Here is a 24,919-nt window from a genome sequence, read left to right as displayed (position 1 = left end):
ATTTACGTCTTACTTTGAAGGGACAACAGCATTCATTGGAAAATATTCATATCTGTTAATTTTACCAGCAGGATCGCCTTCAATAAAATCCTTTACTTCTTGTTCATTGTCTACTGCAACAATGCCAAGGCCATAAATTTCTGCCGGGTCTAATACCGGTCCAAATACCAATACCTTTCCTTGATTCATCAGGTCAGTCCAGTAACCGATGTGTGCTTTCATGATATTACGTTCCTCTTCTGTCATTGTTTGAGCAAAATCAGGTCGAGAAGGAAGCAGGTGTAATGCAAAATATTTTTTCTCCATGAGTATTGTATCCGTTACTAACTATTTTTATAATCAATTGAGTTCACACTGTGATCTACATCCAAATATAATTTAATATGTCAACACTTAGCGCTGAAAATCTGGTATCATGAAACGACGCTTCCTATTTCATAATATATGTACTAATTTTAGAATCAAATCATCTGTATGAAAGCCAGGGAAACATTAAGAGCCTACATAGCCAAAATTGTCGAAATCAGCGATGAGCAGTTTGAATATGTATTTTCGCATTTTAAGCTACAGGAATTTAAAAAAGGTCAGGTTATCATTTCTGAAGGCAGTGTAGTAGATTGTGAATACTTTGTAGTTTCCGGCTGTTTAAAATCCTTTTTCATTAATGATGAGCTTAAAATGTTCATTCTGCAATTTGCTCTACCTACCTGGTGGGCTTCTGATTTCAATGCACTTTACAACAGAACCCAAGCTACAACCGCTTTAGATTGTATTACAGATGCCGAAGTCCTCAGTTTAAGTAATACTGACCGGGAGAAATTATGCAGGGAAATCCATGCCATTGAATACTTTTTTCGATGGAGAACCAATAAGGGCTATGTAGCCACTCAGAAAAGGCTCCTTTCTGTGATGAATAATAACGTAAAATTCCGATACGAAGAATTGATGAATTTATACCCTGAGCTTTACAACATCGTTCCTAAGAACCTGATTGCTGCTTATTTAGGCGTATCCCGAGAGACGTTAAGCCGGTTGTATAACAGCTAAGATGTGACGTAGATCACATAATGATTGTTACTTTTTGAATGTGATGTAGATCACGTGCTAAGCCCGTTTTTCCTACCGTACTTTGAGGTGTAATTAAAACACAAATCAAAATGGAAAATCAAAAATTTGAGATCCTCAATACTGAAAGTCATATTGACTGGATCGGCAAAAAGGTAACCGGCGCACACAACGGAACCATTGGTATCAAAGCTGGAGAGCTTAATTTAAACAATGGTAAGTTAACAGATGGTAACATCGTTGTAGACACTACTTCAATTAAAATATTGGATATCACCGATCCTGATACCAATGCACAATTTCTGGGTCACCTCATTTCAGACGATTTCTTTTCTACACAGGATTATCAGGAAGCCAAACTTCTGATCAAAGCTGTAAATGGAAATCATATTGATGCAGATCTGACCATCAAAGGCATAACTCATCCTGTTAGTTTCGATGTTGTTATTCATGTTGCCGGAGAAAAATTAACCGCTTCAGGTAAATTATTGATCGATCGTACTAAATATGGAATGAAATTTCGTTCCGGAAATTTCTTTCAAAATCTGGGCGATACGTTAATCTACAATGATTTTGAATTAAACGTAAGTATCACTGCTAAAGCTGCCTAACCGGTAGTCCAGGCTTAAAAACTAAAGTTATGCCAGTAGTTAAAATAGAAGTAACCCGTGAGGGGGTTACCAAAGCGCAAAAACAAGCGCTCATTAAAGGGGTGACAGATTTGATATCTGATGTATTGAACAAAAATCCACAACTTACTCATGTCTTGATTCAGGAATATGATTTAGATGACTGGGGTTTTGCCGGAGAACAGGTTTCAGAACTAAGAGCCAGAGGAATAACCGCAGATAAATAATTTAATCTGGAGACCACCATGCGTAAATGTCCTCCAATTGGTGTGGTGGTTTTTATAAAATAATATCATGAAAACACAAACCATTATAGTTACTGGTGCCTCATCTGGTATCGGTAAAGAAATAGCCCGCCACTTTCTAAACCGGGGCGACAATGTAATCATTAATTCATCTACAGTGAGTAAGTTAGAAGAAGTTTACGAGGAACTGGGTGCAGGTAACCAGTTAGCCATGGTATCGGGAAATGTAAAAGATAAAAGTACAGGTGAAGCCTTACTTAAAACGGCTTTAGATAAATTCGGAAGTGCCGATGTGCTCATCAACAATGCAGGTATTTACGAGACTAAGCCATTCTTAGAAGTAGACGAGGCTTATTTAGATCGGTTTCTAAATACGAATTTGAAAGGAACCTATTTTACTACCCAGGCCATTTTACCTCAAATGTTAAAACAAAAAAATGGCGTAGTGATCAATATCGGAACGCCATTGGTTTATCATGCACTGGGTGGAGCACCTTCCACCGCCCCTATTTCATCTAAAGGTGCTATTCATGCATTAACCTTGCAATTGGCGGCTGAATTTGGGAAGGATAATATCCGCGTCAATACAGTTGCACCGGGGGTAATCCGCACGCCTATGCATGGCGACGTGGCAGATCAAAGTGCCGGGATACATTTATTAAACCGTGTAGGAGAAGTACAAGACGTAGCCGAGATGGTGTATACCATTGCTAAAAGCAATTTTATTAGTGGTGCAATCATCAATGTAGATGGAGGCATGGATGCTGGTCATCACTTAAATTAATGATAAAAATCTGGATATGGATGGCTTTATTTTTGGGGATAGTACCCGGAGCAAAAGCCCAAAATTTTAAAATAATGGAACACAATAATCAAGATGCTTCAGCCATTGCAAATGCATTGGAAGAAGATTACTTCAAAGGTATTTATGAAGGAGATATTGACAAACTGAAACATATTCTGCACCCTGGCGCACTACTTTTTGGTGATATAAAAGGTGAACCTTATGCTAAAAACCTGGAAGCTTATCTAACCGGCGTTAAAAACCGTGTAAGTCCAAAGGATTCGGGCAAACCATTTAAAGGAACAATTACTGCTATTGAAGTTATTAATTCTATAGCAATGGCAAAAGTACAGGTGAAGATGTATGATTTTCATTATGACGAATTCTTATCTTTCCATAAAATAAACAATCAATGGTTTATCGTTAATAAAATGATGACCGATATAAGCAACTAAACGCTAACAATATGTGGTATCAAACAAAGGCAACTGAAATATTGGGTATTCAATATCCAATTCTACAGGGTCCGTTCGGGGGGAATTTATCTTCTGTGGATCTGGTAACAACGGTATCAAATGCTGGTGGCTTGGGTGGTTATGGGGCGTATACTTTAAGTCCACAGGAAATTGTGGATGTAGACAAACAGATTCGGGCTGCTACCAATAAACCATACAATATTAATCTTTGGGTTTCAGATACTGATGCCGTTGATGGCACTGTCTCGGATGAGCAGTTCAAAAAAGCACAGGACTTATTTAAGCCATATTTCGATGAACTGGGAATACCGTTACCTGCTAAACCAGCTCCCTTTCAAACCAAATTTGAAAATCAGGTAGCGGTTATACTTGACCGAAAACCACCTGTATTTAGCTTTATGTTTGGTACGCCATCTGCTGATATTCTTGAACAGTGCCGCAGATTAGGGATTATAACCATTGGCGCTGCTACTACCTTAGATGAGGCTTTGGTACTGGAATCTGCCGGTGTTGATTTGATAATAGCTTCCGGCTTTGAAGCGGGAGGGCATCGTCCCTCCTTCTTAACCAGTGCCGAAGCCTCCACTACAGGAACATTTGTATTACTGCAATTGATCAAAGAGAAAGTAAAAACACCTGTTATTGCCGCCGGAGGAATCGCAACTGGAAAAGGTATTGCTGCCGCATTAACCTTGGGTGCAGATGCAGCACAGGTGGGTACGGCTTTTCTGGCTACTGATGAATCCAATGCCACTGAAATCCATAAAGAAATGCTTTTTTCCGAGGCTTCAAAATATACAACCCTTTCCCGCGCCTTTACGGGCAGATTGGGCAGGGGGATTGCGAGTAGAATTGCCAAAGATCTGCTAAGGGAAGATCGGCTTTTTTTACCCTTCCCTTTACAATCACAGTTTATGTCGCATTTGAGGCTGGCTGCAATTGAACAGCAAAAATGGGATATGATTTTATTTTGGGGTGGACAAATTGCACCTATTTTGAAACATAAAAAAGCTGCAACACTGATGGACGCATTGATTAGTGATACCACTACTCATTTTGAAATGTTGAAGAATCAGTAAGACTTTTCGGTTACCAGTATCAATATTCAATTTGGTCGTAGCGTCTCGCTACGACCTTTGGCGGGTTATTTATTTACTGGTCCGTGAGCCACAGACCAGGGAGTTGGAAGAATTAGATAAGACATTTCGGTTGTCAGTCTTAACCTTAATCCGGTCGTAGCGCCTCGTTACGAACCTCTCGATAATGCATGGTACTGGTTTCTGGGCCAAGGACCAGGGGTTCAATTGTCTGCCTCCCCAACTACTTTGTCCGGTTCAGCTACTTTCCAATGGTTTTAAAAGCTTATTCAGGGTAATTTTGATCAGGAAATAAAAACAAATAATCATTTAAAATTAAAACAATGGAAACTACAAATAATCCTCAAACAGCAAAAGTATTATACACCGGAAAAACAGTAACTACAGGTGGTCGTGAAGGGGCATCAAAAAGTTCTGATGGTCGTTTAGATATCAAATTAACTTCCCCCGGAGCATCTGGAGCAGGCACTAATCCTGAACAACTATTCGCTGCTGGCTGGTCAGCTTGTTTTATCGGTGCAATGGGTTTTGCCGCTGCCGGACTAAAATTAAAACTACCTGTTGATACAAGTGTAAATGCTGAAGTTGATTTATGCCTTTTAGATGGTCAATATTCCTTACAAGCCCGCTTAAGCATTAGCCTGCCAGGAATTGATAAGGAAACAGCTAAGCAGATTGCAGAAATTGCTCATGGCACTTGCCCGTACTCAAAAGCCACTAAAGGAAATATCAAAGTGGAAACCATCATCTTGTAACATATAAGGACGTTGAACTATTTTCCTTAATCAAAATAGTTCAACATCTTTCCTCTAATTAAACACAGACATGAAAAAGAAAAATAACTTGCTACTAGTAGCAATCACGATAATAGGACTCGGTATCTTCCTTGCACCAGGAAGCGCAAATGCACAAACAGGTGTCAAACGCACGGATTTACAGAAACACGATCTTAATGTACCTGGACATGAAGCTGTACAAGCTACAATAGATTTCGAAAAAGGAAGTGCTTTTGGGAAACACACTCATCCCGGTGAGGAAGTTATTTATGTTTTGGCAGGGAAACTGCAATATGAAGTGGAAGGGCAAAAGCCGGTAATATTAAAGGCCGGGCAAGTACTTTTTATTCCTGCAGGCACAGTACATTCAGCCAAAAATGTAGGCAACGAAAAAGCGGTTGAACTGGCTACTTACATTGTAGAAAAGGGAAAACCTATTCTGACATTAGTAAAATAATGCCACAAAATTGTACTTCCCCTAATCCATTTCAGTTCTTCAATAGCTACAGTTATGAAACATTTGCAATGGTAATGGGTATCATCACTACAGGAATAATTTCCTTTAGTTTAATCGCCCTCAATGTAGAATTTTCCGAAAATTTTATTCGGATTTGGTTGAAATCCTGGGTAGTTGGCTATTTTATAGTTGTTCCAATTATATTAACGGTTGGACCACAATTACAGAAATTAATTGATAGACTGGTAAAAAAACCTTTATCTTCTCTGAATCAAGGTGTACTGCTCATTTTATAGATGAGCGATACACCTCTTTTATTTACCGCAATTTTTATCTTCAATTAAAAGATGTCCTAAATTCTAATGGAGATTGCTTTGTCTTAATCTTGAAGAGCTTACTAAAAGACTGTGGATGTTCGAAACCCAGTTCGTAAGCAATTTCACTTATTGTAAGCCTGGTGGTAGAAAGTTTTTCTTTTGCTTTTTCAATCAGTTTTTCATGAATATGCTGTTGCGCATTTTGTCCGGTAAGTGAACGTAGCATGTCACTCAGATATCGGGGAGAAAGATTGAGCTCTTCTGCCAGAAACTCTACTGTTGGTACACCCCTATTTAAAGCATTTTGAGATTCAAAGTAACTGTTTAGGAGCACTTCCATCCTGGACAATAAATCATGATTTACAGCCTTTCTGGTGATAAACTGCCTTTTGTAAAAGCGATTACTGTAATTGAGCAAAACCTCCAGGTAAGAAATCAATACATCCTGACTAAAATCATCTATAGGATTCTGAAGTTCCTTATTAATGTGCCCTAATACTTCCTGAATCGTAATGCGTTCCTTTTCTGAGAGATGTAGTGCCTCGTTGGCTTCATAGTTAAAAAAGCCATAGTTCTTAATGCTTTTTGCTAAATTGTAATTGCGGATAAAATCGGGATGAATGAGTAAGGTTACACCAAAAAACTCAGCATCTTCATCTACGGAAATGATTTGATGAGGCGCCGTGAATACCAGTCCGCCTTCATCAAAATCATAATAGCCTTGTCCATAACCAATTTTACCTTTTAAAAGCTTTTTATAGGAGATCTTATAAAAGCTTAGCAGAAAGGTTTCTGGGAGCTGCCCCACCGTTACCGCAATTTTAGTGTTATCAATCAGGCTGATTAGCGGATGTAATGGGCTTGGCAAGCCTAGTAATCGATGCAAGCCGGTAATTGAATCTATTTTATATGGTGCAGCTGGAGCTTTTTTCATTATGCTAATTTAAGGAATTATATGCCTAATAAGTTTTGCCCAATTTCTCTTCTAAAAGCTTCATTGCCGATTTCCAGGTATCTTGCGTAGAGCGTATTGGCATCGTTTCCTGCTACATAACGAACCTGGTTCTTTCCATCGGTTGCCGCTTCATATACTACAGCTGCTATCTGTTCTGCACTTGAAAAACTATCAAAATCAAATAATGCCCACAGTTTGCGGTCAACTTCATCATATAAAGGATGAGCAGGTTTATCAATGGAACGACCAGCAAAATCAGTGGCAATGCCCCCAGGAGCTACTGTTTTCACCGCCACATTAAAAAGTGCCATTTCATAGGAAAGGCTTTCGCTCCAACCTTCCAAAGCAAACTTAGTTGCATGGTAAACAGAACCTAACGGAAAGGTAAATAAACCACCCATTGAGGTTGTGGTTATAAACATACCTTCTTTCCTTTCTCTGAAATATGGAATAAAGGCCTGACTTACCCTAAGTACGCCTAATAAATTGGTATTGATTTGCTTCACCAATTGTTCATCGCTAATGGCTTCCATCGGACCTACCAAACCATATCCGGCATTGTTAAAAACAAGATCTACTCCTTGCTTAATGGCTTGCGTTACAACCCGGTTAATCTGTTCAACATCAGTAACATCTAATCCTAAAACTGTTACATTAGGTAATTGAGTCAATTCAGTTTCTTTTTCTGGGTTTCTCATGGTGGCAATTACTTTCCATCCATTTTGCTGAAATAATTTGGCGGTAGCTTTACCTAATCCGGTCGATGCACCTGTTATAAAAATTGTTTTCATGTTGTTTTCTTTTGTACAACACAAAATTGGTTTGATTTCAAAATAGAGACGTTGCCATAATGCATATTGTTGTAGCCAAAATGACGGAAGTCGTTTCAAACAAAGCATTTAATTAATAAGAGAAAAGAATTCAAAATATCTGAATTACATTCCATTATTCAAATTCAACCCATTTTTTGGGGAAATAAATTGTAGCACTTTCTCCTTTTGCATTATTGATGAAGGCTTTAACAAAATTTCCCTGATCGCCGATATATTTAATTTCCAGGTCTTCTTTGCCTGGCGATCCGTAATAAGATCCATAAGGGCAACGACCGGGATTATTTTCTACATCGGCGGTGAATACAGAAAACAGAACCATCTTTTTAGAACTGGTATCTGGTAGTTGATAACCTATAATCCGATAATCGGCCCGAATATTATTATAAACCGTAAAACTGCTATCGCTTTTATTTATTACTGCCCGTTGCATGGCTTCCTCATTAATTTCAGGAACTGGCGCTGTGCTCCTTTTTTGAGTATCCGGCTGATTGTTAACATCTTGAATAGTTGAGTCGATTGATGTTTTTAGCGAATCGACTTTTTTATTGTAACCCGATTTTGAATGCTCATTCCTACATCCGGTTATTGCGATTAGCATTAAGAATACGATTATATACTGCTTAATCAGGTTTCTTAAATTGAATAGCGGAGATCTACTTCGTTTCATTTTTGCTTTCAGGGTATCATTAGAGCCCTCCGAAAATAGGAAAATTAAATAATTAAGTCCTGAACTGTGTTTGTAATCCTTAAGATTCAGTAACTTTAATATAAACAGCATAACAATTGCACCATAATTATATTTTAATGATGACAAATCAACTTTACCCCTGCTTGTGGTTTGACGGCCAGGCCAAAGCCGCCGCAACTTTCTACTGTTCTATTTTCAAGGACGCTAAAATTACAAGTGAAAATCCGATGGTTGTGATGTTTGAATTGAAGGGAAGTAAGTTTATGGCATTAAACGGTGGACCACATTACAAGCCAACTCCAGCAACATCATATGTAATTGAATGTGAAGACCAGACAGAGATAGATTTTTACTGGGAAAAGTTAGGTGAAGGTGGACGTTATGATCAATGTGGGTGGTTGAGTGATAAATATGGCTTTTCCTGGCAAATTGTTCCCAGGGTTTTACACCAGCTCATGGCCGATCCGGAGAAAGCGCCGAGGGTGATTGCTGCATTTATGAAAATGAAGAAATTTGATATACAGGCATTATTAGATGCATAAATACCCTATTATGTATTAATAACAAACTTCCCATGAACAAGAACATTGTAATTTCCTACAACACTTTGCGTAAGATTGTGGGGTTATTGGGTTTGGCTTTCCCCGTTATTCTGATCCTGGGATCAGTAATTGTTGGAAATTGCAGTACGGTTCAAAGTTCAATCAGTAGTTATTATCATACGGTAATGCGCGATATATTTGTAGGTACACTGTGTATTGTTGGCTTTTTTATGTTTGCCTACAACGGATACGATCGCACAGACAGAATAGCCGGAAATTTAGCTTGTTTTTTTGCTTTGGGTGTAGCGTTCTTCCCAACAGGAGTTGAACCACCAGCAAATTCATGCGCATTTATTCCTGAAGACCAGAACCCCATTATCAGTAAAATTCATTATATTTTTGCGGCTTGTCTGTTTCTCACGCTAACCTTTTTTGCTTTCTTTCTGTTTACCAAGAGTAACGGAACCAAAACTATTCAAAAGAAGAAGCGAAATGTGATTTTCAAGATATGTGGATTAATCATGCTTATTTGTATCATTCTCTTAGCTTGCTATTTTGTTTGGGGAGAACACACATCCTTAAATAAGCTGAAACCTGTATTTTATCTTGAAGGCATTGCGCTTTGGGCTTTTGGAATTTCCTGGCTGGTGAAGGGTGAGTTTTTACTTAAAGACAAAGAATAGCTAATTCATTCCGGCGCTGCATAGCTAACTATATCTATTCCTATTCCATTGGGATCTTCAATGGCAAAATGCCTGTCTCCCCAGGGTTCGTTACGAATATCTATTTTAATCGGAACTCCTTTTTTCTTTAAGCTCTTGTAAATTTCATCTACCTGCTCTACTTCAATAGTGAGGTACATTCCCTGTCCCTGAAATGGTAAATGAAATAAGGTTTGCTGACTGGGATGATTAGGTACTAAGAAGCTAATTTCCGCCTCATTATTGGGGGTATGAAGCAACAAGTAGAATTCATTTTCGAAGGTTACTCCAAAACCTAAGTTCTCTATGTAAAAAGCCTTACTCTCTGCCAATTTACTTGTAACGATACCTGCATTTAATTTCATTTTACTTTTGTTTTTTGATTGTGAATATACGCTCACTGATAATATAAGTATACCAATAATTAAAATTAACTTTTTCATTTCTTATAGCTTTTACACAGCTAAGTTCTGATGAAAAAGGTGATAAGTATTGTAAAAATCGGCCATTTTATCTTCCAAACGCTCGACTTGGAGTTACCCCATAAAAGTTTTTAAATTCCTTAATAAAGTGCGCCTGATCGTAATATCCCGCGTTAAAAAAAAGTTTATTGTGTTTCAAACTCTGTGAAGATGGTTTGGCTTTTAATATATTCTGAAACCTTACAACCTGACAAAAGGTTTTAGCTGTGTCGCCGATGTAGAATTCAAAAAGTCTGCGCATTTGCCTGCTACTGATACCGGTATCAATATCCCTGGATAAATCTACTACCCCCATTTGATTCAAAATTATTGATACGGCCCCGTACAATCTGGGGTCGTACTCCATATTAACTAAAGCAAGATGATTGGTAAAGTAATTATCTAATAGCGTTTTAATTTGGGTTAAATTTTGTTGAGGAATAATGTTCTGAGCAATAAATTGGGCTACTTTAGGGAGAACAGCACTGAGGTCCAGAAATTTGTTACTTAAATCCAGCGCATTTATTTTGAATAACTGCGGAAACATTGTTGGCAAAAACCTAATTCCAATGTAATTGAAAGTATTTTCCAGGGGAAATTCAGTAAACTGCTTGCAAAATCCCATAATAAAATTTTCTTTGGGATTGTTGAGTTCAAAGAATATATCAATACAACCATCCGCTACCACGCGATATACAAAGGTTTCGCTTAATGCTTGCTGGGTTTGAAGTTGCCAATAGCAGTAAATAAAGGGTTGAAGATTTTCTATTGGAATTATTTCGTGATAACGCACCTGGCCAGCCGATTGTGTAACGGTTGGCTGAACAGGTTTGTATAGCTGTCTGATTTCTAATGGAATCTTCGAAGATGTGTTCCTCATCAAGTTAAAGATAATACTTGATTTCGAATTGGAAAATATTATCCATGAATTGATACACCGGAATGTAAAAATCCCCTGCGCCTTTTCGTTGCAGGGGATTGATTGCGCATGAGTTTGAGTGCTTAATACAAGAATTTGATGTTTTTCACTTCATTATTTAACTTAAATGAGGCAATGTAGACACCAGAACTCGGAATAGACACCGGAATTGCGAAGTTGTTGCTTCCTTTTTCACCCTGGATATCGAATTTACCCAAAACCGAACCTAACACGTTGACGATTGTTATCTTCACATTTCCTTTTTCTAAAAGATTTAATGACGTCCACAACTCTCCATTATTTTTATATACTTTAATGATATTCTCCAGTGAACTATTCAAATCTTTTGGGGAGAAAGAACGTAAACCATCATTTTTAGCAAAACTCATTAAACCGGAACCGCTAACTGTTGGGAACTCCATACGAATATCTTTCAGGTTTACCGCGGCAGAATTATCTCCAACACCACTGGTTTGAGATTGGTCGCTTGTTAGCACAGTTGCATTGATTACGGTATTTGATGCCAGTTCATTTGCTGGGAAATCATAATTAGAAGACACACTTAAACGCGTACTATTTGCCCAAATGTGATAACTGCGGGGAGCAACTGTATACACCACTGCGCTACGGGTATAAGTTTGGCTGTTAGAAGTATTGTTACAATAAAACTCCATATTATAATCAACACCCTTTTGAAAAAAACTGCTGCTTATGGTAGTGAAGCTCACCGTTGATGTGGAAGTAGCTTTATTCCGATAGCTGAATACCAATTTACGGGTAGCATCATTGTTGGAAATTGCCCATCTCACAACACCAAAGAGTTCAGGTGAAGAAGTTGTACCGCTTTTAGGAATCCCTGATCCGTTATTGATAACATTAGAGCTGCTGGCTGTATTTCCGATGCCATAAAGCCAGTTTACATTCGTTGATGTACTGTCGTTAAAAGTAATCGTATAGAATAAACTGGCTACCGAAGAAGCTGAAGGAATGCCATAGGCTGAAAACTTACTTACAGTACTGGCACTTGATGCCTGATACTTAAAAGTTGTATTTCCCGAAGAACGGGTTAACTTGTATATCGGTGTTCCGCTGCTTCCCGCTCCTACCCGGATCGTCCCTCCTGATGGTTTTGGCATAAAACCTGGAGCAGCAGATGTAGAAAGTGAAGAAACATTTGTTCCGGTAAAAGTAAAGCTAACTGTATTTTGTCCAAAAACCGAACTTCCGATTAGGAGCATACTCACTATGGCAATTATGTATTTTTTCATTTTAAATAACATTTGAAGATGAGAAATACCCAATTCAACTTACTGACAACAAGGTATTTGCTATCAGACGCTTCACTGGCTTTAATTAATTCATATTGAATATCATGATGGATTGAAGATTCAAACAATAAAGATTGGATTCGATGGACTGAATTACTGAGCAGGGAGCGCACCCTCTCCTGCCCATGTTTTTAGTAATTCATATATCGACCCGCTCCTTTGGGCGGTAGTAGTTACCTGGTCAACAGCCGTACTTCCAAGTCTGTCCTTTAACTGACTAATGTATAAACTCCTTGGATTTACCGGGTTGCCATGATTTTCCCAAAAACCAGCACCAGCCCTTAACCCTGACCCACCTATACCCCAGTTCTTACCGCCTTTAGGGCTCTCTACTTTGATATTTTCTATTTGAGAAATACATTTCCAAAAGAGTGTCTGAGCTCCAGCCCAGCCATGTCCGCTTCCCATATCACCACGGTTCTGCACTACGATCTCGCCACCTTTAATATTGTCAAACAGCAATCCCGTTGCCCAACGGTGATGGGGGCCAATATCTGCATGTGTTTCTTCCGAATATCCATCTAAGAACACATTGGGGCCTGGAACTCTTGCACCGGTAACAAAATCGTGTCTTCCACCCCTGGTATAACACCTTTGAAAAAGATTAAAGTTTGTAATCCCACTTTCTAATTCAAAAGAATATTTACGTCCTCCTGTGGTAATTGATATCGGGTCCAACATTGCACATTCTTCAACTGTATTAAATCTGGAGTAAGCGCCTATTGATACGCATGAATAACCGAAATATTTCGCTGTAACTTGTTTAACCCAACAGTTTTGTGCACTTAAAATGCGGATCGCCTGCCAGCCATGCGATTCATCTTCGATATTATTAGTATCGTAAGCAGATACTAATCGCATGTTTTCAACTCCACAATTTTCGATGCGGCCTACGGCATCTCCTAAATAAACATATCCTCCTCCATACAGTGTTTGTATGGCATCTACAATTGGAGCATCAATTGTGATTGTATCAGATGAAATATTGGTTATTGTTCTTTCGTAACGCATAAGATAACCACTTGCAGTCCAACCGTATTGTCCCATTTGAAGAGTGTCAATCCATGCCTGATTGGGTTTTCTAACAACAACAATGGTTGAACCGATACTTAAACCACTCACTGAAGCAAGTCTAAAAGATTTGGCACCTGTTGGCACATAACTGTCTGCAATGTCAATCCGGTTGGAAGACACATCCGTGCCAAGGCTTGTAGTGGTACCGGTGATGGTAATGAAAGCATGTTTGCTTAACTTATTGGCCATCAATACTGTGCCTGAAGTGCCTTGTCCTTCGCCTCTAAGTATAACACCACTCTGACTTATCTTGAGTGTATCAGATAAGTTGTAAGTACCTGCAGTTAGTAAAATAACTCCTCTGATTCCGTTTCCATCCGCGGTATATCCGCTTACCTCATCTATAGCTGCTTGTATTTGAGCAGTATTATCGGCATTATTAGCCAGCGGGCTTAGGGTCTTTTTAATTTCTGTAATATTGGGTATGGCAACACCGCCTTTTTTGTATCCACACATAGAAAAATCAGGGATAACATTTACTGCATTGGTTTCGCCCTCATTGGCAAATTTCCGATAAACCAGTTGACCATTGCCACCTACCGAAACCAGTGCTAAACTATCTGGTGTGAAGGTGCTCGCTGAGCCGGTTTCTGCATTTAAATTGTAATTCCAGGTACTAATTGAGGAAGAATTCCAAGTGCCTTGCGCCTTAACTACAAGACAAGATGCCATGATTAGTAAAAAAAGATAAATTCTTAATTTCATTTTAATTCCATTTAGTTTAAGGTTAAAATGTACTGACGATATTATCTATCTTTCAAATTACTCCTGAATACTATCTACACCATACAAAACTCATCAAGAATACCAAAGAGATAAACTATACCAAGCATTGAGATATTTATGAAAACAATAAGGAAGCTACGCGGGCTAGATTTTAATGGGAATCAGCACTGACCGCGGGTTGGAATTATCCAGATTGGATTTAGAAATGAGCTCATAGCTCTGAAAACGAGTAAAGAAAATTTCATAACAGTTTGTTTGATTTGGTTAGTATTGTTTAGGCAATGTTCGGCTTTGCAACTTTAACTGCCTTCTATGTTATAGAGCATCTTTATCAGTATCACACACATGGTTCCACTGAAAATCTTTTTATAAAAAAAACTGATCAACCCAATGGGGCTGATCAGTAAATCAACGGGTCCTGATTGTGTTATGGCAAAATTTCGATATTAAATTCTTTTAATACCGATTCACTTCTATCAATTGATGTATTAAATGCAACGAAGGTTGCTTTGTATTTTCCTGGCTTGGAGTAGATGTATGTATGTCCATCAATATTCTTCCCTCCGGAGAAAAAATTAGGGATTTCACTTCCCAGGTGTTTTAAAACTGTTGGTAAATCGGGCGTCACTCTTTTCACATCCAGCGCACGGCTAACAATCCATGACACATTGCTTGCAGCGCTTGCAGCACCTCCAACTATTTGCAATTGAGATGAAGATGGTGTCCAGCTGGCAGGAGATGTAGGCGATTTTACTCTTGTCCAAAAATTGGCGTCATTGGCTAAAGTAAGTAAAGGAGACCTTGTACCATCAGGCAGTAAATTAGTTAAAGTTAAATTGGTAATCGTCCAGGTACGTTGAGCTGAACCTGTTGTCCCGGTGTACTTGAAAGCAATAAATAAAGAATCTGCAGCTGACGTAATAATATCCGAAATATCAATATCTGTAGCATTAACAGCAGTACTACTTGTCGCCAGGCTTACCTTACTGGTAATATCAGTCCAATTTGCCGTATTTATAAAATCATAATCTAATTTCTCCAGTTTATTAATGGCATAAACTTTCAGGGTATTGGTTTGACTACCACTTGTAACACTGCTGGTCAAACTGAGTAATGTTTTCCCTATACCTGAAACCCTTGTTGCGTTACTGTAGTTTTTACCCGTTTCACCACTATAGAAAGTAATGTTATCAGCTTTACCAGTCATCAGAAATTTAACTGTATCTCCTAGCTTAAACTGATAACTATCTCCGACAAGTTTAGCCTGATCAAGGGTAATATTTAGTTGTTCCAGACTTTCAACTTTGATGTCTTTTGAGCAAGAAGATAGTAAAGATATCCCCAAAAGCATAGTCCATATATATTTCATAATTCTTTCTTTTTAAGTTAAAGCTTACCAACCTGGGTTTTGGGTAAGTTTCGTGTTCAATTGCATTTCTATTGTTGGTATCGGTAACAAAAAGTGTTTAGGCGACACTGCCGAACATGCTGCTAACAAACGTGCACGCTGATTGCCAAATGTTCCTGTAGAAGGAATACCCGTTACAGGATCACTTGCCGCTACACCAATGTCAACCAAATCTTTATAATAGGTGCCCCAACGTACCTGATCCCATTTTCTAATGCCTTCAAAACAGAGTTCGCGCATGCGCTCTGCTCTGATCTCTTGTCTTAATTGTTCTTTGTTCAGCGTAAGCGGGACATCGCATGTTGCATTGACTTGATTGGTAGGTATTTTAAATGCTCTTCTCCTAACCGGATTAATGGCTTCACAAACTTCTGCAGCTGGCTTATCCATTTCATTTAATGCTTCTGCTTTCATAAGATAAACATCTGCCAAACGCAATAATGGCATATTTGTAGCATTATAACTGCTTTGTCCTACTCCTCCTGTACCAGTAAATGAAGATTCATATATCCTTCTCCACTTTCCTACCTGATAATTCCAGGCATTGGTAATTGTTGTTGTAGGGGGGCTAAAGGAAGTAGGTGTTGATGTGTAAAAGAAATTAGCACAATTCCAGTTGCAACGAACAGAATCCCAAACTGCATAGGACGAAAAAAGTTTCCGGGTTACAGTTGCTGTTCCTTGCGCACCTCCCGGACTGTTTCTTATGGCTGTATAAAAAACATAATTAGATCCTTCTGTAGAGGTATTCCCATACAATCCTGCTTCCCAGATGGATTCCTTTACATCATATTTATCCTGAAGCATATTAATAAAAACCTGTTTATAGCTTGGGTTTAAGGCATGGTCAGCAGAAGACAATAGTTTATCCGCCCACATTACAACATCTGCATATTTGGAGGCATCAATTGGCTTACCTGAAACTCCCGGACTAGCCATTGTTAAAGAAACTCTGGCCAAAATGCCCCAAACAGCATCTACTGTAACCTTTTCTGCATATCCTAAAGATTTTGAAGTGAAACCGGCGTTTTTGAGTAATACCTCTGCAGCATTCATATCTTGTAAAACCTGACTATAAATTTCCTTAACCGGTGTTCTTGCCACACTCAGATCACCATTAATTGATGTTGCCGGGCTAAGTACCAATGGTACATCACCGTAACAAACTGCTAATAAATAGTAATAGTATCCACGAAGAAAAAGTGCTTGCCCTTTGATAATATTCTTTTTCTTTTCATCCATATTCACATCATCAATTTTAGACAGTAATAAGTTAGCCCGTCCAATTCCTGTGTATAGCCCTTTCCATGTACCTGCAACTGCAGCAGAACTTGCATCAAAATTGAAAAGCATTTCTACGTACTGTGGCGAAAAGCCCTCATCTGTGGTAAAACCAAATTTAAGTGCCAAATTGGTTCCGAATGGTCCATACAAAAAGGATTCCGTTGTTAATACATCATATACGCCATTAAGAGCGGTTTGAAGCTGTACTTCATTGGTATAAAAATTACCTGGGGTAGTAAAGCTGGTAGGTGTAGTATCTAAGAACTTTTCGCATGAGCTAAAAACTGTAGCTAAAGCGGCGAGTATTAAGAGTCTTGTTTTCATATTTATTTAATTATGATTAGAAACTTGCATTAATTCCAAAAACAAGTGTTTTAGGAAGTGGGTAAGCGGTATAGTCGAATCCCGGAGATTGTACTGTATTTCGCGTTGAAACTTCCGGATCGGTACCGCTGTAGTTAGTCCAGGTATAGATATTTTGAGCTGTGGCATAAACTCTCAAAGCAGATAAACTGATTTTTTTAAGCAATGATGGCGATAGATTATATCCCAGGGAAATGGTTTTTAATCTTAAAAAAGAACCGTCTTCTATTACTCGCGAGTTATAGCCTAAATAATTAGTCGCTATTCCAACTGGTATATCTGTATTTTGGTTGGTTGGCGACCATCTGTTGGCCATAGTAGCATAAAGATTTCTGCTAGTTACCTCTGCCGGCGACTCAAAAATAATGCGATTGGCATTAACAATGTTATTTCCATAACTCCACTGCAAGAAAACATTTAAATCGAAGTTATGATAACTAAAGTTATTGGAAAAACCACCAATATGAATGGGTAAACCCCGTCCGATTATGGTGTAATCCTGTGCGTTTATTGTTCCATCACCATTAAGATCCTTGTATTTGGCCCATCCAGGTTGTATTGTTGCACTACTTCCGTAAAATGGCATACCTGCTTTAAGTGCGTAGCTTCCATTGGGCATCCTATCGAAATCGGAATATTGATACAAACCGTCAAAAATAACCCCATACATTTGGCCTACAGGCTGGCCGACTACAGAAATATAAGGCGAAATGGCACTATAGGCATTTGTAGAGCCTATTCCACCAAGTGTATTGGCTGGAAGTGTTAAAAAGCTTGCTCCTTCAGTAAGTTCTACTAATTTATTTTGATTAAAGGCAATATTAAAGGTACTTGACCACAAGAACGATTTGGTTTCAATGTTTGTGCTGGTTAAACTGAGTTCTAAACCAGTATTCTGCATTTTTCCAACATTTTTAATTGCGCTTGATACCCCTAATGTGGAGGGCACGTTCGCATTTAAAAGCAAATCGTTTGTATTCTTTTTATACCAATCGGCAGTAATGACTATTCTTTGCTTAAACAATCCTAAATCAAGTCCAATATTAGTCATAGCAGTAGTTTCCCAGCGTAAATCAGCATTGCCGATACTTCCTATGGTAACACCAGAACCTCCTGCCAGGTTATTATATGAGTAACCACGTACTGCAGAGGCATCAAGGCGGGGAAGGTAATCAAAGTCTCCTATCCGGTTATTTCCCGTTACACCATATCCCACCCTGATTTTAGCTTCTGATACTTGTGGTATACCTTTCATGAAATCTTCTCCTGTGATTTTCCAGGCCAATGAACCAGAAGGAAAATATCCCCAACGGTGTCCTGCTGCAAATTTCGAACTACCATCTGCCCTGAAGGAAGCGGTTAATAAGTATTTACTTTTATAGTCGTAATTTACTCTAGCCAGATATGAATTCAGGATATTAATACCAGAATTAGAAATTACACTGTAACTGGCATCTGTTGGCGACCATAATCTTGGAGCTGTTCCAAGCGCATCCAATCCCATAAACTCGTTTTCCCTTGGAATGTGTGTTGCTGCAAGACCTCTTTCACTTTCTTTTGTCCGTTGAAAAGTTATACCAGCCAGCATATCAAAATGGTGAGCGTCGTTTACATTAAGTTTATAGTTCAATGTGTTTTCGTTAGTAAGAGAGGTTTTATTGTTGTATACAATTGTACCACTAACTCCATTACCAAGATTTGCTCTTCCCGGAATGGTGTCTCTACCATAAAATGTATTCGAATTATAGAAACGGTTGTTTTGTTTCTTTGTATCATTAATGCCAAATGTGGTCTTAAATACCAGATTCCTGGCTACGTTAATTCTGGTGTATGCATTGATATTGAGATTATGAGAGATGTTTTCACGCAACAGGTTATTGGCTTCTATAATAGGATTAATCAGTGATCCATCGGCTCCGTCACCGCTATCAAACAATTCATCTGTTATCGATTCAAGATCATCATTTTTACCTCTTGTTGGACGATAAGACCAAACTGTGCCCAATACCCCTGTTGTTCCGTTCGAGTTATTCAGGGCTGCCGGTAAGTTAGGATTGTTAATGGGTGTTCCATAGTTTTTAGAATACCCATAATTTACATTCAGACCCGCCTTAATGGATTTATTGATTTTTTGGTCCAGATCAAAACGGCCCTGCCATCTTTTAAACCCCGAATTAATGATAATTCCATTCTGATCGAGCCTGTTACCAGAGATGGAATATTGCGTGTTTTCATTCCCACCTCGCAGCGATATATCGTAATTTTGATATATTGCTGTTCGAAATAACTCATCCTGTAGATCGATTGTAGTCGCGTTTCTATAAGACTCCAGGGTTGGGAAATTACTGTTGAGGTATCTTGGCGTATTCGTACTGGGATTTACCTCCAGCATAAGCTTCACATACTCATAGGCATCTAATAGCTTAACCCTTTTGGGGTTGTTCTGCATACCCACATAACTATTGAAAGAGAATATTGGACGGCCTGATTTGCCTTTTTTAGTGGTAATAACCACAACACCATTTGCACCACGTGCGCCGTATATTGCTGTTGCCGAAGCATCTTTCAAAATATCGATATTAGCAATATCTGCTGAGCTAATATTATTGGCATCCACATCCTCCATCGGGAAGCCATCTACAACATAAAGTGGAGCATTACTTTGTGTTAAAGAGTTGGCTCCGCGTATAACAATGTTAGATACATTGCCCGGTTGTCCGTCATTACTGTTTACCTGTACACCAGCCACACGACCGGCTAAGGCGTCTGTAAAGTTTGTTACAGGTGCTTTGGCTAAATCTTTCATGTTCACTGATCCTACGGAACCAGTAATATCAGGACGCTTAACCGTTCCATAACCTACCACTACAACATCGTCCAGTTTACTGCTTTCAGGCTGTAGCGTAACGTTAATAGGACCAGCGTGCTTAATCTCTACTTCTTTTTTGATATAGCCGATATAGCTAAATACCAGAACTCCTGATTGTTCGGGTACTTTAATTGTGTACCCACCTTCACTATTGGTTTGTGTTTTAATTTGTGTGCCCTTTAAAAGAACGGAAACACCCACCAGGGGTTGTCCTGTCTCATCGAGCACTTTACCGTTAATGGTGATGGGATCAATTCTTAACAAGCCTCTTTCAACTGCCCCAACAGTTAAGAAAGAAAGAAAAAATAGCAGCGAAAAGCACAACTTCACACCTGGTAATTGACTTACGGGTTTGTGAAGAATCCTACTGCAAGTATTCAACATTAAATTCATATTGGTTATTTATTATTTGGTTCTTAGCTTAGAATCCTGACTTAAATAAAACCATACTGAAACCACATAGCTTCCGTGTAGCTACCTTCACCTGGAAGATGTTGTTTAAAAGGATTCTGAATGAGGGAGACATTTCAGTGATTTTACACACATGAAATATTAAATTATTAACGAACCGTATTGCGTATACACTTCGCTTAATTACACGGTCATGTAATTAAGGGGCAGTTGAGGATTCAATTTTAATAATTAAAATTTCAGCTTGATTTTTGACAGGATACAGTAAAAGCTCAAGTCTGTTTATTAACGACTTCATCCTAAACAATAAGCAAATCTCAATTGAAATTTATTAAGATGAATCTCTTTGATTATATAGCGTAGGGCTCACTCCGAAGTGTTTTTTAAAAGAGGTACTAAAATATTTTGCATCAGCAAAGCCGCAAAGAAAGGCAATTTCGTTCACAGAATGTAATTTGGTATGTAAGAGTTCTGCCGCTTTTTTCAGGCGAATAATCTTAATAAAATCCTGAGGAGACTGACTTGTTAAAGCTTTAAGTTTCCTGAAAAGTACAGGCCTGCTAACAGCGGCATCCTGGCATAGTTTTTCTACTGAAAAGTCAGGATTATCAATATTATCGTTGACAATTTTAATGGCTTTGTTCAGGAAGGCTGTATCCAAACTATTCGGTCCGTCTTCTGAAACTGAAGGAAAGTCAAATACAGTTAGAAATTTATTCTTTAATGATGCCCGGGTAGCCAGTAAATTCACAATTCTGGCTTTTAAATAATTCAGATCAAAGGGTTTCTCGATATAATCGTCTGCCCCAAGCTCCATACTTTCGATACGGTATTCCATACCACTGATGGCGGTTAGGAGAATTACCGGGATATGGCAGGTGGCTACGTCCTTTTTAATTGCAGCACAGAACTGATAGCCATTCATTTCCGGCATCATTACATCAGATAAAATCAAATCGATATGATATTGATTCGCAATTTGAATAGCCTTTATTCCGTTTTCGGCAGCATACACCTGATAAGTTACAGATAATTCACGACTCAGGTACTCACGAAGCTCTGTATTATCTTCTACTATCAGTAGCTTTCCTTTGCCGCCTTCTGCAATATCTGATTGTTGAGGATCGGCTGATGACAGGTCCTGAATAACCTCAGCATCCAGGATTTCATCCTCGCTAAAGGCAGGATGAAGCTGTAATTGAATAATAAAGATTGTTCCCTTCTCTTTAGAACTGTGAAAAGAAATTTTCCCTTTATGCAGTTCTACCAACTGTTTAGTTAACATTAAACCTACCCCACTTCCTGTTTCCTGCAAGTTTACAGTATTATCTGCTCGGTAATAATTATTAAAAATAAACTTCTGTTGTTTTTCAGGAATACCTATTCCGTTATCCTTAACCCTTATCTCACAATAACTATCTACCGTTAGAAGTTGAACATGGATTGTACCTCCAATTTTGGTGTATTTTACTGCGTTAGACATCAGGTTGTAGATGATTTTTTCAAATTTTTCAACATCAATCCATACTTGCAGTTCATTTTCTGGTATATCTTTAATCAGCTGCATTTCTTTGCTTGCAAGCAATGGTGCAAAGGAATCAAGTAATTCAGGTAAAACTTTTGCCAGGTTTTGTCTGGATACTTTCAGGTTCATCTTATTTAGATCGGCCTTTTGAAAATCAAGCAACTGATTTACAAAACGATTTAATCGTTCTACATTTCGCTCTACCAATTTGAGGTTAACACGGTCGTCATCCTTAATTGTATTCCGGGATAACAGAGCAGTTACAGGGGTTTTAATTAATGTTAAAGGAGTACGAATATCATGTGCAACATTAGCAAAAAACTGAAGCCGATCTTTATAGTGTTTCTGGTTCAACCAGGTTTTAAAATAATAAAAGCCGACAATCACTAACAATACCAGTAGCAGGAAATAAACCAGATAGGCAACACCACTCCGCCAAAATGGAGGTGTAATGGTAATATGAACGCGTCTGATTTCTTTTGACCAGGAAAAACCGTCATGAGAGGCGCGGGTTTCAAACTCATAATCACCCGGATCGATATTAGTATAATTGGCTATTGTTGTTGATGTTGCCGGGCTCCATTCACTTTCAAAACCTTTTAACCGCCATGAATACTTAATTTGTTTGGGATTAGCATGTCTCATTCCGATAAATTCGAATGAAAACGAATTTTGTGAGTAAGACAACTTTAAATCAGATGCAAAATTGATATGTCTTTTTAGTGGAGATGATTCTATACCAACAGGAGCACTTTTATTTGCGATTTTAAAATCAAGCAGTAATATTTTAGGCTTAACGATGGCTAAATTCATTTGATTGGGGTAGAATCTCACAAACCCATTGGTGGTTCCGAACACCATTTCACCATCTGTAGATTTATTATAGGATCTATAATTAAACTGTGTAGACGGAAGCCCATCATACTTGCTGTAATTTCTAATCAGATAATTCTTTTTAATTAAACAAGATAATCCATTGGTTGTACTGATCCAGAGCTGCTCTTTTTCATCTTCCAGAATACCACATATTATGTTGGATGCTAAGCCATTGGATTCATTTACTACCCGGGTTAGTTTAAGGTTCTTGTCTAACTTAAACAACCCGTTTCCCTGACTGCCCAGCCATATGGTTTTAGCTTTTTGCTCCTGATAGATACAATAAACAACAGATTCAAGTCCTGGTATAGTGAGTACTTCTGTTTTATTACTGCTGATATCCAGTTTTGATAATTTATTGCTGTTTCCGATCAGGAAAATCCCTTTCCTAAATTCAAACATGCATCTAACACCATTTATCGGGTATTGCTGGATAGTGCGGCTTTTTGGATTGTAACAGATTAAAGTCCCTCTGACTCCTCCAAACCACATGTTGCCTGAGCTGTCTTGATAAATCGTATAGGTATATTTAGAAAGCTGTTTTATTTTTTCTTCATCAGGATAGTGAAGTTGTTGGTTTGTTTGGGCATCAATTTTTTCCGGACCTTGTCCATAGGTTCCCACCCAAATATTTCCGGCATTATCTGGCAATAAGGAAAGTACACTGTTGCTGCTTAATTTATTGTTTTCGCGGTTAAGCTGAATCCAATTCTTGGTTTTAACATCATAGATACTAATCCCTTTCTGAGTACCAAACCAATATCGTCCTGATCTATCTTGAACCACAGCACCAGCCATATTATTGGCCAGGCTATTGTTTTCATTCCGTTCATGATTAATGCTGATAAATGGCAGTTTATTAGGATCGTAGATATTGATTCCAGCTCCAAAGGTAGAAACCCATATGCGGTTATAAGTGTCTTCAAAGATATGATAAACCCCATTACTACTCAACGACTGAGGATTATCTTCGTTTGCCACGTATTTTATAACCTTCAATTGTTTATCAAAAACAGCTACCCCTCCACCGTCTTTAGCCACATACATTTTCTTATTTCTTGCTGAAAAAGATAAATCCCTAATTACATGCTGCTTAAGAGTCGGATCAATAACATTAAGATTCCTGAGATTTTGTTTTTGAGGCTCATAGAGATAAATTCCATTATTCAATGTACCAAACCACCAACGTCCAATGTCGTCTTTTGCAATAGCAGTGATAAATAGACTGTCTAATCCGGCCTTTCTTAGAGGAGATAAACCATTGAGGTAGGTGAGTTTACTTCCATTTGATTTATAATGAAGTAAGCCCTTTTCCAGGCCAATAAAAAGCTCATTTTGCGCATGAAATATGGATCGTACCGGTGTTTTATAAGTTTCTACAAATGATAATTTCCGCTTGTCTGGATCATACTTATATAACGAAATTCCGTTGCCAACTGCTAGCCACAGTATTCCTGTTTCATCGATATATAACAAAGTTATGGCTTTCCTTTTAACACCAGTTCTAATCTCCACTAAAGGTTCAAACCGATCCATCCACTTGTTAAAGATGTATAAGTAATTATTGGTTGCGCCCCAGATGTTTCCTTTACGATCCTTTTTTACAGCGATTACCCTGCTGAAATCGTAGTTATTCTTTCTGGTAAATAAATTATAATGCTTAAATGAGCTACCGTCATACCTGTCAATACCTGTTTGGGTGGCAACCCATACAAAACCATCGTCATCCTGAACAAGGTTATAGACAATGTTATTCATTAATCCATCATCGATGTTCAAATGCTTAAAGGTTATTTGCTGTGCAAATGAAAAGGTTGCCAAAAAAATAAAAGCAATTGTAAGTAATCTCATCAATTGATTACCAGGTTTGGTTTATATCTGGAGATCGAATTTATAGATTATAACTGGAATAAATCTGTTCAGGCATTATTTTTTGACCCCTATGGGGATATTATTTTAGATAAAACCATTTAGCTCAACACTTTTTAAGGAATTTATTTTTCGGTTCCTAAAGCTTCAATTATAAGGGTTTAGGGAAGAGATAGCACCTGTTCAATAATTGAACAGATTTCAAACCTTTTAGAACCCTCAGCAAACCCTCCATAAGCAG

At 38.3% G+C, this 24,919-nt stretch carries 23 protein-coding genes; 11 read left to right on the top strand and 12 right to left on the bottom strand.

What is annotated here, in order from left to right; all coding sequences use genetic code 11:
• Positions 1-9 precede the first annotated feature (9 nt).
• Entirely contained in the window at positions 10-306 is a 297-nt protein-coding gene (locus ACQY77_RS01425; protein WP_421939770.1) for a YciI family protein, read from the bottom strand.
• Positions 307-474: 168 nt separating this feature from the next.
• Between ACQY77_RS01425 and ACQY77_RS01420 the strand changes: the two genes are divergently transcribed.
• The 9 genes from ACQY77_RS01420 to ACQY77_RS01380 all read left to right on the top strand — a co-directional run bounded on the left by ACQY77_RS01420 (position 475) and on the right by ACQY77_RS01380 (position 5,825).
• Complete coding sequence (locus ACQY77_RS01420) at positions 475-1,047, top strand: Crp/Fnr family transcriptional regulator (protein ID WP_421939771.1); 573 nt, start codon at positions 475-477, stop codon at positions 1,045-1,047.
• A gap of 110 nt (positions 1,048-1,157) precedes the next feature.
• On the top strand, positions 1,158-1,676 hold the full coding sequence (locus tag ACQY77_RS01415; protein ID WP_421939772.1) for a YceI family protein: 519 nt from the start codon (positions 1,158-1,160) through the stop codon (positions 1,674-1,676).
• 29 nt (positions 1,677-1,705) lie between these two features.
• Positions 1,706-1,921, top strand: coding sequence for a tautomerase family protein (locus ACQY77_RS01410; protein ID WP_421939773.1), 216 nt, complete (start codon positions 1,706-1,708; stop codon positions 1,919-1,921).
• A 67-nt stretch (positions 1,922-1,988) separates the two neighbouring features.
• Entirely contained in the window at positions 1,989-2,723 is a 735-nt protein-coding gene (locus ACQY77_RS01405; protein ID WP_421939774.1) for an SDR family NAD(P)-dependent oxidoreductase, read from the top strand.
• A 74-nt stretch (positions 2,724-2,797) separates the two neighbouring features.
• A complete protein-coding gene (locus ACQY77_RS01400; RefSeq protein ID WP_421939775.1) occupies positions 2,798-3,178 on the top strand; it encodes a nuclear transport factor 2 family protein in 381 nt (126 codons plus the stop codon).
• Between the two features lie 11 nt (positions 3,179-3,189).
• On the top strand, positions 3,190-4,278 hold the full coding sequence (locus tag ACQY77_RS01395; protein WP_421939776.1) for an NAD(P)H-dependent flavin oxidoreductase: 1,089 nt from the start codon (positions 3,190-3,192) through the stop codon (positions 4,276-4,278).
• Positions 4,279-4,619: 341 nt separating this feature from the next.
• Entirely contained in the window at positions 4,620-5,051 is a 432-nt protein-coding gene (locus ACQY77_RS01390; protein WP_421939777.1) for an organic hydroperoxide resistance protein, read from the top strand.
• A 70-nt stretch (positions 5,052-5,121) separates the two neighbouring features.
• Positions 5,122-5,529 carry a cupin domain-containing protein gene (locus ACQY77_RS01385; RefSeq protein WP_421939778.1) on the top strand — a complete coding sequence of 136 codons (408 nt, stop codon included), beginning with the start codon at positions 5,122-5,124 and terminating at the stop codon, positions 5,527-5,529.
• On the top strand, positions 5,529-5,825 hold the full coding sequence (locus ACQY77_RS01380) for a DUF2798 domain-containing protein (RefSeq protein WP_421939779.1): 297 nt from the start codon (positions 5,529-5,531) through the stop codon (positions 5,823-5,825). The genes ACQY77_RS01385 and ACQY77_RS01380 overlap by 1 nt, the downstream gene beginning before the upstream one ends.
• A gap of 40 nt (positions 5,826-5,865) precedes the next feature.
• Here the strand turns inward: ACQY77_RS01380 and ACQY77_RS01375 are convergent, their stop codons facing one another.
• From ACQY77_RS01375 to ACQY77_RS01365, 3 genes are all read right to left on the bottom strand, one after another.
• Positions 5,866-6,780 carry a helix-turn-helix domain-containing protein gene (locus tag ACQY77_RS01375; protein ID WP_421939780.1) on the bottom strand — a complete coding sequence of 305 codons (915 nt, stop codon included), beginning with the start codon at positions 6,778-6,780 and terminating at the stop codon, positions 5,866-5,868.
• A 17-nt stretch (positions 6,781-6,797) separates the two neighbouring features.
• Positions 6,798-7,592, bottom strand: coding sequence for an SDR family oxidoreductase (locus ACQY77_RS01370; protein ID WP_421939781.1), 795 nt, complete (start codon positions 7,590-7,592; stop codon positions 6,798-6,800).
• Positions 7,593-7,746: 154 nt separating this feature from the next.
• A complete protein-coding gene (locus tag ACQY77_RS01365) occupies positions 7,747-8,301 on the bottom strand; it encodes a hypothetical protein (protein WP_421939782.1) in 555 nt (184 codons plus the stop codon).
• Positions 8,302-8,438: 137 nt separating this feature from the next.
• Here ACQY77_RS01365 and ACQY77_RS01360 point away from each other — a divergent pair, with 137 nt between their 5' ends.
• Complete coding sequence (locus ACQY77_RS01360) at positions 8,439-8,864, top strand: VOC family protein (RefSeq protein WP_421939783.1); 426 nt, start codon at positions 8,439-8,441, stop codon at positions 8,862-8,864.
• Between the two features lie 32 nt (positions 8,865-8,896).
• Positions 8,897-9,547, top strand: a complete 651-nt coding sequence (locus ACQY77_RS01355) for a DUF998 domain-containing protein (RefSeq protein ID WP_421939784.1) — start codon at positions 8,897-8,899, stop codon at positions 9,545-9,547.
• 5 nt (positions 9,548-9,552) lie between these two features.
• Here the strand turns inward: ACQY77_RS01355 and ACQY77_RS01350 are convergent, their stop codons facing one another.
• The 8 genes from ACQY77_RS01350 to ACQY77_RS01315 form a co-directional block, all read right to left on the bottom strand.
• Entirely contained in the window at positions 9,553-9,930 is a 378-nt protein-coding gene (locus ACQY77_RS01350) for a VOC family protein (RefSeq protein WP_421939785.1), read from the bottom strand.
• A gap of 145 nt (positions 9,931-10,075) precedes the next feature.
• Complete coding sequence (locus ACQY77_RS01345) at positions 10,076-10,906, bottom strand: AraC family transcriptional regulator (RefSeq protein ID WP_421939786.1); 831 nt, start codon at positions 10,904-10,906, stop codon at positions 10,076-10,078.
• Positions 10,907-11,028: 122 nt separating this feature from the next.
• Positions 11,029-12,213, bottom strand: coding sequence for a T9SS type A sorting domain-containing protein (locus ACQY77_RS01340; RefSeq protein ID WP_421939787.1), 1,185 nt, complete (start codon positions 12,211-12,213; stop codon positions 11,029-11,031).
• A 153-nt stretch (positions 12,214-12,366) separates the two neighbouring features.
• Positions 12,367-14,052 (bottom strand): hypothetical protein, encoded by a 1,686-nt coding sequence (locus ACQY77_RS01335; RefSeq protein WP_421939788.1) that lies wholly within the window; start codon positions 14,050-14,052, stop codon positions 12,367-12,369.
• Between the two features lie 448 nt (positions 14,053-14,500).
• Positions 14,501-15,442, bottom strand: coding sequence for a DUF5017 domain-containing protein (locus ACQY77_RS01330; RefSeq protein ID WP_421939789.1), 942 nt, complete (start codon positions 15,440-15,442; stop codon positions 14,501-14,503).
• Positions 15,443-15,466: 24 nt separating this feature from the next.
• A complete protein-coding gene (locus ACQY77_RS01325) occupies positions 15,467-17,089 on the bottom strand; it encodes a RagB/SusD family nutrient uptake outer membrane protein (protein WP_421939790.1) in 1,623 nt (540 codons plus the stop codon).
• Between the two features lie 16 nt (positions 17,090-17,105).
• Positions 17,106-20,390, bottom strand: coding sequence for a SusC/RagA family TonB-linked outer membrane protein (locus tag ACQY77_RS01320; protein ID WP_421939791.1), 3,285 nt, complete (start codon positions 20,388-20,390; stop codon positions 17,106-17,108).
• A gap of 349 nt (positions 20,391-20,739) precedes the next feature.
• A complete protein-coding gene (locus ACQY77_RS01315) occupies positions 20,740-24,660 on the bottom strand; it encodes a hybrid sensor histidine kinase/response regulator transcription factor (protein WP_421939792.1) in 3,921 nt (1,306 codons plus the stop codon).
• Positions 24,661-24,919 lie beyond the last annotated feature (259 nt).

Source organism: Pedobacter sp., from assembly GCF_965279535.1.
Taxonomy (GTDB): domain Bacteria; phylum Bacteroidota; class Bacteroidia; order Sphingobacteriales; family Sphingobacteriaceae; genus Pedobacter.
The sequence above is the reverse complement of the archived record's forward strand: the minus strand, read 5'-3'. Positions and strand labels throughout refer to the sequence as shown.

What these genes read in the sequence shown, in the direction of transcription:
- ACQY77_RS01355 (WP_421939784.1), top strand. Translation starts at nt 8,897, where the DNA reads ATGAACAAGAACATTGTAATTTCCTACAACACTTTGCGTAAGATTGTG.
- ACQY77_RS01425 (WP_421939770.1), bottom strand. Translation starts at nt 306, where the DNA reads ATGGAGAAAAAATATTTTGCATTACACCTGCTTCCTTCTCGACCTGAT.
- ACQY77_RS01350 (WP_421939785.1), bottom strand. Translation starts at nt 9,930, where the DNA reads ATGAAATTAAATGCAGGTATCGTTACAAGTAAATTGGCAGAGAGTAAG.
- ACQY77_RS01325 (WP_421939790.1), bottom strand. Translation starts at nt 17,089, where the DNA reads ATGAAAACAAGACTCTTAATACTCGCCGCTTTAGCTACAGTTTTTAGC.
- ACQY77_RS01315 (WP_421939792.1), bottom strand. Translation starts at nt 24,660, where the DNA reads ATGAGATTACTTACAATTGCTTTTATTTTTTTGGCAACCTTTTCATTT.
- ACQY77_RS01375 (WP_421939780.1), bottom strand. Translation starts at nt 6,780, where the DNA reads ATGAAAAAAGCTCCAGCTGCACCATATAAAATAGATTCAATTACCGGC.
- ACQY77_RS01390 (WP_421939777.1), top strand. Translation starts at nt 4,620, where the DNA reads ATGGAAACTACAAATAATCCTCAAACAGCAAAAGTATTATACACCGGA.
- ACQY77_RS01410 (WP_421939773.1), top strand. Translation starts at nt 1,706, where the DNA reads ATGCCAGTAGTTAAAATAGAAGTAACCCGTGAGGGGGTTACCAAAGCG.
- ACQY77_RS01330 (WP_421939789.1), bottom strand. Translation starts at nt 15,442, where the DNA reads ATGAAATATATATGGACTATGCTTTTGGGGATATCTTTACTATCTTCT.
- ACQY77_RS01335 (WP_421939788.1), bottom strand. Translation starts at nt 14,052, where the DNA reads ATGAAATTAAGAATTTATCTTTTTTTACTAATCATGGCATCTTGTCTT.
- ACQY77_RS01380 (WP_421939779.1), top strand. Translation starts at nt 5,529, where the DNA reads ATGCCACAAAATTGTACTTCCCCTAATCCATTTCAGTTCTTCAATAGC.
- ACQY77_RS01420 (WP_421939771.1), top strand. Translation starts at nt 475, where the DNA reads ATGAAAGCCAGGGAAACATTAAGAGCCTACATAGCCAAAATTGTCGAA.
- ACQY77_RS01385 (WP_421939778.1), top strand. Translation starts at nt 5,122, where the DNA reads ATGAAAAAGAAAAATAACTTGCTACTAGTAGCAATCACGATAATAGGA.
- ACQY77_RS01340 (WP_421939787.1), bottom strand. Translation starts at nt 12,213, where the DNA reads ATGAAAAAATACATAATTGCCATAGTGAGTATGCTCCTAATCGGAAGT.
- ACQY77_RS01320 (WP_421939791.1), bottom strand. Translation starts at nt 20,390, where the DNA reads ATGAATTTAATGTTGAATACTTGCAGTAGGATTCTTCACAAACCCGTA.
- ACQY77_RS01370 (WP_421939781.1), bottom strand. Translation starts at nt 7,592, where the DNA reads ATGAAAACAATTTTTATAACAGGTGCATCGACCGGATTAGGTAAAGCT.
- ACQY77_RS01400 (WP_421939775.1), top strand. Translation starts at nt 2,798, where the DNA reads ATGGAACACAATAATCAAGATGCTTCAGCCATTGCAAATGCATTGGAA.
- ACQY77_RS01415 (WP_421939772.1), top strand. Translation starts at nt 1,158, where the DNA reads ATGGAAAATCAAAAATTTGAGATCCTCAATACTGAAAGTCATATTGAC.
- ACQY77_RS01395 (WP_421939776.1), top strand. Translation starts at nt 3,190, where the DNA reads ATGTGGTATCAAACAAAGGCAACTGAAATATTGGGTATTCAATATCCA.
- ACQY77_RS01345 (WP_421939786.1), bottom strand. Translation starts at nt 10,906, where the DNA reads ATGAGGAACACATCTTCGAAGATTCCATTAGAAATCAGACAGCTATAC.
- ACQY77_RS01360 (WP_421939783.1), top strand. Translation starts at nt 8,439, where the DNA reads ATGATGACAAATCAACTTTACCCCTGCTTGTGGTTTGACGGCCAGGCC.
- ACQY77_RS01405 (WP_421939774.1), top strand. Translation starts at nt 1,989, where the DNA reads ATGAAAACACAAACCATTATAGTTACTGGTGCCTCATCTGGTATCGGT.
- ACQY77_RS01365 (WP_421939782.1), bottom strand. Translation starts at nt 8,301, where the DNA reads ATGAAACGAAGTAGATCTCCGCTATTCAATTTAAGAAACCTGATTAAG.